The organism is Spirulina sp. CCNP1310 (assembly GCF_034932185.1).
GTDB lineage: Bacteria > Cyanobacteriota > Cyanobacteriia > Cyanobacteriales > Spirulinaceae > Spirulina.
Genome location: NZ_JAYGHW010000096.1, coordinates 59,206 through 67,872 on the forward strand (window position 1 = coordinate 59,206; position 8,667 = coordinate 67,872).

The following is an 8,667-nucleotide window of genomic DNA, read 5'->3' on the forward strand; positions in this document are numbered from 1 at the left end:
TGTTATTGAGGTTATCAATGAATTGTGATTGGCAATCAGTTGTTGTTAGTCGCGATATGCCACTTGGGGATGTAATCGCAAAAATAAATGCTTCTGCTCTTCAAGTCGCACTCGTCTTAAACCATGATCAAACCCTGGCAGGAGTCTTGACAGATGGCGATATCCGTCGTGCTCTTCTCAACGGAAAAAGTCTTCTAAGTAGCGTGTTGGAGGTCATGAACCCTCATCCAATTGTTGTGTCTGCATCAATGCCTCGCACTAAAATGCTGTCATTGATGCGTCGCCATGTGCTTCATCAGTTACCATTAGTTGGAGAAAATAATCAGGTTGTCGGTTTAGTTACTTTAGATGATTTGATCGGTGCGATCAATCGTCCTAACTGGGTTGTGCTGATGGCAGGCGGACTGGGAACGCGACTACACCCGTTAACCCAGGATTGTCCCAAACCCCTGTTAACGGTAGGAGGAAAACCCATCCTAGAAATCATTATTGAAAGTTTTATTGAACAGGGCTTTAATCAAATATTCCTTTCTGTCAACTATAAAGCAGAAATGATTGAAGATTATTTTGGGGATGGCGCTCAATGGGGTGCAAACTTAACTTACCTATACGAAAAAGAACGTCTGGGAACTGCTGGAGCATTATCACTTCTTCCTGATATGCCAAATCACCCCATTCTTGTGATGAATGGTGATATTTTGACCCGTACCCGCTTCGATAACTTGCTCCAGTTTCACGAGTCCGAAGGAGCTGTGGCTACAATGGCAGTGCGACAGTACGATTATCAGGTTCCCTATGGGGTAGTTTGCGTTGATGGTTCAAAAGTTCAAGCGATCGAAGAAAAACCCGTACAAAGCTTTTTTGTTAATGCTGGCATCTACACACTCTCTCCCACGGCGTTAGAGTATTTACCCAAAAATACGTTCTTTGATATGCCAACGTTGTTTGATCGCCTCATAGCGGCCAATCACTCCACTTCCGCATACCCTCTCCGAGAGTATTGGCTAGATATTGGTCGTCTCGATGAATTTGAACGGGCACAGCACGAGTGGGAACAGCACCGGACATGAAGGTTTTAGTAATTGGTTATGGTTCGATTGGACAGCGCCACGTTCGCTTACTGTTAGGTCTAGGCTGTTCAGTAGCTGTAGTCAGCCGTCGTTTGATTGAGTATTCTCCTGCGTATACTAACTTAACACAAGCCCTAGAAAACTGGAGACCCGACTACGTTGTCATTGCTAGTCGCACGAGTGAACACCACGAAGATTTGAGCAAGCTAGCCCAGCATGGCTTTTGTGGTTTAGTAATGGTCGAAAAACCACTATTTAACTTCAATATTCCGATCCTTGAAAACAAATTTTCTAAGTTAGTTGTCGCCTACAATTTACGATTTCATCCCTTATTACAGCGGCTAAAGGCCATTGTCGATCAACCGTCAAGATTGATCACAGCCCATATCTATGTTGGGTCTTACTTACCGAACTGGAGAGCAAATACAGACTACCGACAAAGCTATTCTGCCCAACGAATGGCAGGCGGCGGAGTTCTGCGAGATTTAAGTCATGAATTAGACTATGCCCTGTGGCTCTTCGGTTCGTGGCAAAGATTAACTGCAAATGGCGGGAAATTTAGTGCCTTGGAAATTGACAGCGATGACACCTACTCGATTTTAATGGAAACCCCATCATGCTCATCTGTTGCCATTCACTTAAACTATCTTGATCGAGTCCCGCGCCGACAAATACTCCTCAATACCAAAGAGCAAACCATTTCAGTAGATCTCTATTCCAACAGTATTAGTCTGAATGGAGTTCCAGAAAGTATAGCCCTCGATCGGGATTTTACCTATCGTTCTGAACACCAAGCTATGCTATCTGGCCACTTTGAGTTACTATGCAGTGCTGAAGCAGCCCAGGAAACCCTCCGAATGATAGAAGCTGCTGAACAAGCTGCCAGACTACACACGTGGATCGAACAATGATCAGGATCTGTACAATATGCGCTCGTGCTGGATCTAAAGGTGTCAAAAATAAAAATGTCCGAAATTTACAGGGAAAACCCTTAATTGCTCACACAGTAGAACAGGCCAAACGTTCTCAATTATTTGACTGCATTGCTGTGAGCAGTGACTCTCAACAAATTCTGGACATTGCCCAGGCTTGCGGTGTGGATTTTTTGGTGAATCGCCCAGCAGAGCTAGCTACCGATACGGCTGCAAAATTACCCGCCATTCGCCATTGTGTGTCAGAAGCCGAAAGAAAGAGCGGTTTTCAGTTTGATGTAGTGGTTGATCTAGATGCGACTTCGCCCTTACGATTACCGGAGGATATTCAAGAAGCGGTGAGTTTACTAGAGCGTCAAGGAATCGGTAATGTGATTACAGGGACTCCATCTCGGCGATCACCCTATTTCAATTTAGTAGAGTTAGATGAAAATCAGGTTGTTCGCCTATCAAAGCCTTTACGTCAAGGGATTGTTCGTCGTCAAGATTCTCCAGCTTGTTTCGATATGAATGCCTCAATTTATGTATGGCAGCGAAATGTATTATTCAATTGTGAAACAGTATTTAATCCTGATACACAGCTTTTTGTCATGCCAGCGGAACGTTCCGTTGACATTGACAGCAATTTAGACTTTGAAATCGTTGAGCTTTTGATGGAAAAGAGACTTGACCAATGAGTGAAATTTCCTATCGTGCCCTATTTGATTTGACTGACAAGGTTGCTGTTGTGACTGGAGGAGCAGGTATTCTTGGACAGCACTTCTGTGCTGGATTGGCTGAGTCCGGTGCAAAGGTCGCTGTTGTTGATATCATGGAGGAGCCAGCTAGGGAGCTTGCCAAGGAGCTAACCGAGCGCTATGCTGTCTCGTGTCTAGGCATTGGCTGCGATGTTTCACAACCAATTTCAGTGGCAAGCTTAGTTCGTCAAGTTGTAGACGAGTGGGGAAAGATTGATATTCTCCACAATAACGCTGCAACCAAATCGGATAACCTCGATGAGTTTTTCGCCCCTTTTGAAGACTATAAACTGGAAGAGTGGCGCAAAATCATGTCTGTCAACCTAGACGGTATGTTCTTGGTTGCGCAAGCAGTAGGTAAGCAGATGGTTACTCAGGGCACTGGGGGAAGTATAGTTCAGACATCCTCTATTTATGGAATCCTTGCACCCGATTCTAGGGTTTATGAAGGCTCATACTATTTAGGTAGGCAGATTAATACGCCTGCTGTGTACAGTGCCTCAAAAGCAGGAGTGATTGGGCTAACGACATATTTATCTGCATATTGGGCAAGTCAAGGAATACGAGTGAATTCTCTAGTCTTGGGTGGTGTAGATAGTGGACAGAATACGGAGTTTAAAGAACGATACTCAGCACGTGTTCCACTGGGTAGGATGGCCCAAGCCACAGAAGTTGTTTCTGCTCTCCTTTACCTTGTGTCTGATGCCTCAAAGTATGTTACTGGGCAGACACTAATTGTTGATGGTGGATTATCAGCTTGGTAAGTGTTCTAAATAGGAGAGTGGGTTTCGGCTGGGTCAGTAGGTTTTGATTAAGATTATACTAGGGCCTGTCATCAGTTAAGCCAAACAACAAAAGCTGCCAGGTAGATAGCCCCCAAAAAGTTGCGTGCCGTTTTGTCATAACGAGTGGCAATGGCACGATACTGCTTGAGTCGAGCGAAGAAATTTTCAATCAAATGTCGTGCTTGATAGAGATGCTTATCGTAAGGATAAGGTTGTTTTCGATTGGACTTGGACGGAATCACGGCTTCACATCCCTGATGCACCAGTCGTTGGCGCACCCGCTCATCAGCATCATAGGCCTTATCCGCCAGTAGAGCTTTGCCTTGAAAATCATCAAGTAGGACATCAGCACCGTCGAGGTCGTGGGCTTGTCCACCGCTCAGAAAGAATCCGGTGGGATTTCCCAACGCATCACACGTTGCATGAATCTTGGTACTCAATCCTCCTCGTGAGCGACCAATCGCTTGGTCTTCAGGTTCTACTGCATCGGCTAAGGTGTTTTTTTTGCTCCTGCACTGTGTTGATGAGCTCTGACAATCGTCGAATCCATTGAGCCATATTCGTTGTCTGCCTCCTCGGACAGTACCTTGAAAATTCGCTCCCACACTCCACTCTTCGACCACCGGCTATGTCTTGTATGGACGACTCGAAAATCTCCGAATCTCTCAGGTAAGTCTCGCCACGGTATTCCTGCTCAGTAACGATATAGAACAGCTTCGACAAACAAGCGATTATCCTTTGCTGTTCCACCCACATGACCTTCCCGACCGGGCAGCAGGTCTTTGATTTTCTCCCATTGGTCATCTCTGAGGGCGTATCTTTTCATCTCTTAGGCTTTTTTCAGTTCACCTATTCTATTCTCTCTAACTGATGACAGGCCCTAAGAGAAATCAAACAATTTTTTGGTAGTGCATTTTAGTAAAGGACAGAGAAAAAGATAGGGTCTTCCTTTTCTGCCAGCTTCTCCCTGATCTGGCGATTATATTCATGGATGAACATCCAGATCGCACCAATGTGATTCTCTAGCTTCCTCGAGAAAGATAATGTCTTCCTCACTAGCCGGGAAATCCTCTGTCTCAGGGTGTTGTTCAGTCTTTCTATGTAGCTCGTCAAGCCGCTCTCTTTCCCAACGGCAATATGCCGTTTGCTCGGAATCACATCGACATAAGCCTCCCAGTAATCTGTGTACACCTTGGCACATTGTCTGTACACCCCAGGGATTGACTGCCATAAGGCAATCGCCGATTCCCTAGAGCGGTTGCCAATATGACAACCGATGACTTCTCGGGTATCCGCATCTATGGCCAGCCAAACCCACTGCTTATTCCCTTTGTTGTCCACAAATGACCAAAGCTCATCCATCTGCACTTTCATCTTGCCTTTGGCTTTGGGTATGACTTCTGCGGTTTTGGGCACTGCTTCATAGGAGTCATTGACATAGTGTTGTAGCCAACTGTTGGAAACCCCTGTCACCCTGGCGATCCCTGCGAGGGGAATCTTCTCTAGCAACAGCAAATCAACCAAAGACAGGGTGTCCTTGTCTTTGGGCTTCCACTGGGGGTCTTCTACGAATTGGCGGTGACAGTCTCGGCACTTGTAGTTCTGCTTACCGCGTCGGGTGGTACCGTTCTTGGAGATTTCGTGAGACCCACAAGTGGGACAGGTCATCTCAGTAGTCATGTGTTCAACTCCTTGGGAATCTAGGAATGCAAGGGTGATGCCTTGTTTTTCTCTATCCTTTACTTTAATCCACTACCAATTTTTTGTATGACCATTTTTGACGAAAATTTAGTCTCGATGCATCAGTCTTTTAGAGACCAGGAATACGCAGTATGCGAAAAGTACTGTGATCTTGTCTTGTCGGTACAATCTTCTAATCCAGAGGCTTTGTACTGTAAAGGTAGAGTATCCGAGATCCTGAATCACCCAGAAAAAGCAATTAGTTGCTACTCAAAGCTTGCTCTACTTTTCCCACATGAAAAAGAATATCTGCGTCTACTAGAAAAGGTCTCCTCTGAATCTCAAGTCAATCTTAGAGATGTCAAGGAAAGGGTAGAGCAAGCAAGATTGCAAATCGAGAGTTTCCCTGGTCGTCCATCCTTACAGTTCTTTGACAATAGCATAGGTAAGGGGTTTGTTCCTGCACATCCTTCCAATGATCAGATCGCTCAAAAAATGGTCACTGGACAAGTTTTTGATTCCCCAATAGTTGACATCGCCAAGCAATATATAAGTCTGGGATCTTCTGTAATTGATGCTGGAGCCAATCTAGGTCAAATGACTATGATCTTCTCGTCTCTAACTGGGAGCAGTGGAGTAGTTTACTCAATTGAAGCTGACGACTATTTAACCCATGTAACTCAAGAAAGCTTGAAGATCAACAATATTTACAACGTGGTTCAAGTTTGCCATGCTGTACATGAATTTGATGACAAAGCTCTCTATTTCCCAGTACAAGACTTCAAAACCTATCACTGTTATGGTGCTTATGGCATTGACCCCCACTCACAATCTGGAAGACAGGTCAAGACCAAAACTATTGACAGCTTAAACATAAGCGTGCCAGTGAGTTTTATGAAGGTCGATGTTCAAGGATCTGATTTATTTGCCATGAGAGGGGCTGTCAGAACTATTCAAAAGTACCGCTTTCCTATCATTTTTGAGTATGAAGAGGATCTTCAAGAAATATTTTCAACAACATTCCAAGATTACGTTGATTTTGTCTCTTCAATTAAGTACAGGTTTCTGAAAACGATTGATCGAATCAATTACCTGATAGTACCCCAAGAGCACTAGGCTCTAGAGTTTGTCTTCTAGAAGACAAACTAAAACTGAATAAGCCCAAACTCTGAACACCTTAAGGTATATAATCCGTGGACAAGCTGGACATCTTAAAACAGATTCTGTACGTAGATCGTATTTATCATGCACTGAATATTCTTCATGCAAGACAACAGGAAAATTCATGTAAAGTTATAGACTTGAGAACTTCCGAGCTGAGACTCTTTTCCCAGAATGGTGAGGATGGTGTTTTGGACGCTATTTTGCGTGCATTACAGGATTCTCCACCATTCTTCGTTGAGTTTGGTGTGGGAGATGGCTGGTCGTGTAATACCCGACTACTAGCAGAAGTTTTTGAATGGAATGGATTATTCATTGAGGTTGAGCATGACGACTATCTTAAGCTAGCTGAGCGATATTGCCATTCAAAAACTGTCTGCTGTCTTGAGTCAATAGTAACTCCAGAGAATATTAATCAGATTTTTACTCATCATAGAGTTCCTAGCCGATTTGGCGTTTTGTCCATCGATATTGACGGTCAAGATTATTGGGTTTGGGAGGCATTGGATGCAATTTATCAACCCGACATCGTAATTATTGAGTTCAATAGTGCACATAAACCTGATCAACACATTGTCGAGAAAAAAGGATTACCTTTAGGACTGCCTTTAACAGCCACATGGGGCGCATCTCTTGGGGCACTACAGTCTTTAGGAGAAAAGAAAGGTTACAAGCTAGTGCATACTGAAATGGCCGGTGTCAACGCATTTTTTATAAGAGAAGCACTACTTGCTGAACGAGAATTAACTTTCCTAGGGATTACTCGTCGTTCACCTAACTTTGGTCTACGTGGGCTGAATCATTCTAATCTCACTCTATATGGAACATCGGGCAACATGGGTAACCGCCCCTTGGCTGATGGTTTATGACTGTTCCCAACAGCCAACCAGCATCTCTACTCAAACCTTGAACTCTTTTTCGCAGTAAAGTTATGTCTGTTTCAGAAATCTATGCATGTCGAATAAGCGGAAGTCCAAACCTGATCACAGTTCTAGATCTAGGCATCCAATCCCTTACAGGTGTTTTCCCGAAAAATAAAAATGATTCAGTTACTTCTGGGCCTTTGAAGCTTGTATGGTGTCCTGACAGTGGACTACTACAACTTCAGCACACCTATGACCTGAACGAGATGTATGGCGATAATTATGGTTATCGCTCCGGTCTAAACAGCTCAATGGTTCTGCACCTTCAACAAAAGGTCAGATACTTAAATCGAATTTGTCCCCTTAGCGATGGTGACATTGTCTTAGACATCGGTAGTAACGATGCAACGCTCTTGAAGTCTTATGAAAATCCAGGTTTAAAAAAACTTGGTATTGACCCAACTGGGCGTAAGTTCGCATCTTACTATGAACAAGATATTGATCTAATTCCTGAGTTCTTCTCTGCCAGTGCATATCGTTCTAAATATCCCACTAAAAGTGCCAAAATCGTCACATCAATCGCAATGTTTTACGATCTCAATGTTCCCAAGCAGTTTGTGGAAGATATTCACAGTATCTTAGACAAAGATGGAATTTGGCACTTTGAACAAAGCTATATGCCAACGATGCTCCGCATGAATTCCTATGATACTGTTTGTCATGAACATTTAGAATATTACTCTTTAGGGGTTGTTAAGAAGCTTCTTGAAGACTGCGATCTCAAAGTAGTTGACGTACAGATGAATGCTGTCAACGGCGGTAGTTTTGCTGTAACCGCAGCTCGTAAAGATTCTCAAATCAAAACCAATGATAAACTGATTGACTGGCTCCTAGGACAAGAAGAGCGGATGGGTTTACATACCCCGAGACCCTTTCGTAGTTTTGAAGATCGCGTATTTGAACATCGAAAAAATCTTCTTAGCCTGATTCGCGCTCTTAATGAAGACGGGAAGAAAGTGTTAGGCTATGGAGCATCAACTAAAGGTAATGTTCTCCTGCAATTTTGCGGACTGACAGATCAAGATATCCCTTGCATTGCCGAAGTCAATCCTGACAAATTTGGCGCATATACACCAGGCACACATATTCCTATTGTTTCAGAAGAAGAAGCTAGAGCAATAAAACCCGATTATATGTTGGTTCTGCCCTGGCATTTTAAAGACTCTATCATCCGTCGTGAATCCGAGTATTTAGCAAATGGTGGGAAATTGATTTTTCCCTTACCAGAAATTGAAATTGTTTAGTCTTAAATTGGGTACATCTCAGTTAGGAGATGAGTATAATTACTCAGACCAAGTATATGATTGTAATCCAATTAAGCCGTCAGTGCCCCATTCAGGTACGCACACCTATGCTTTAACACCTTTGGCACATTCTCC

Annotated in this window: 8 protein-coding genes and 1 pseudogene; 7 read left to right on the forward strand and 2 right to left on the reverse strand. The window is 43.6% G+C overall.

All coding sequences use genetic code 11. The features are described 5' to 3' along the window. Nucleotides 1–17: 17 nt before the first annotated feature. The 4 genes from VB712_RS18430 to VB712_RS18445 are packed head-to-tail and all read left to right on the forward strand — an operon-like array spanning nt 18 to nt 3,503. Entirely contained in the window at nt 18–1,070 is a 1,053-nt protein-coding gene (locus tag VB712_RS18430; RefSeq protein WP_323257429.1) for a nucleotidyltransferase family protein, read from the forward strand. Then, nucleotides 1,067–1,981, forward strand: coding sequence for a Gfo/Idh/MocA family oxidoreductase (locus VB712_RS18435; RefSeq protein ID WP_323257430.1), 915 nt, complete (start codon nt 1,067–1,069; stop codon nt 1,979–1,981). The genes VB712_RS18430 and VB712_RS18435 overlap by 4 nt, the downstream gene beginning before the upstream one ends. Beyond that, nucleotides 1,978–2,679 (forward strand): acylneuraminate cytidylyltransferase family protein, encoded by a 702-nt coding sequence (locus VB712_RS18440; RefSeq protein WP_323257432.1) that lies wholly within the window; start codon nt 1,978–1,980, stop codon nt 2,677–2,679. The genes VB712_RS18435 and VB712_RS18440 overlap by 4 nt, the downstream gene beginning before the upstream one ends. Continuing rightward, complete coding sequence (locus VB712_RS18445) at nt 2,676–3,503, forward strand: SDR family oxidoreductase (protein ID WP_323257434.1); 828 nt, start codon at nt 2,676–2,678, stop codon at nt 3,501–3,503. The genes VB712_RS18440 and VB712_RS18445 overlap by 4 nt, the downstream gene beginning before the upstream one ends. A gap of 71 nt (nt 3,504–3,574) precedes the next feature. Here VB712_RS18445 and VB712_RS18450 read toward each other — a convergent pair. After that, a pseudogene (locus VB712_RS18450) lies at nt 3,575–4,350 on the reverse strand (IS5 family transposase). 89 nt (nt 4,351–4,439) lie between these two features. Beyond that, complete coding sequence (locus VB712_RS18455; protein ID WP_323257442.1) at nt 4,440–5,192, reverse strand: IS1 family transposase; 753 nt, start codon at nt 5,190–5,192, stop codon at nt 4,440–4,442. 99 nt (nt 5,193–5,291) lie between these two features. On the opposite strand from VB712_RS18455, the gene VB712_RS18460 reads away from it, so the two are divergent. From VB712_RS18460 to VB712_RS18470, 3 genes are all read left to right on the forward strand, one after another. After that, nucleotides 5,292–6,320 (forward strand): FkbM family methyltransferase, encoded by a 1,029-nt coding sequence (locus tag VB712_RS18460; protein ID WP_323257436.1) that lies wholly within the window; start codon nt 5,292–5,294, stop codon nt 6,318–6,320. A 77-nt stretch (nt 6,321–6,397) separates the two neighbouring features. Then, nucleotides 6,398–7,234 (forward strand): hypothetical protein, encoded by an 837-nt coding sequence (locus VB712_RS18465; RefSeq protein WP_323257438.1) that lies wholly within the window; start codon nt 6,398–6,400, stop codon nt 7,232–7,234. Nucleotides 7,235–7,296: 62 nt separating this feature from the next. Next, entirely contained in the window at nt 7,297–8,532 is a 1,236-nt protein-coding gene (locus VB712_RS18470; protein ID WP_323257440.1) for a class I SAM-dependent methyltransferase, read from the forward strand. The last annotated feature ends 135 nt before the right edge of the window (nt 8,533–8,667 follow it).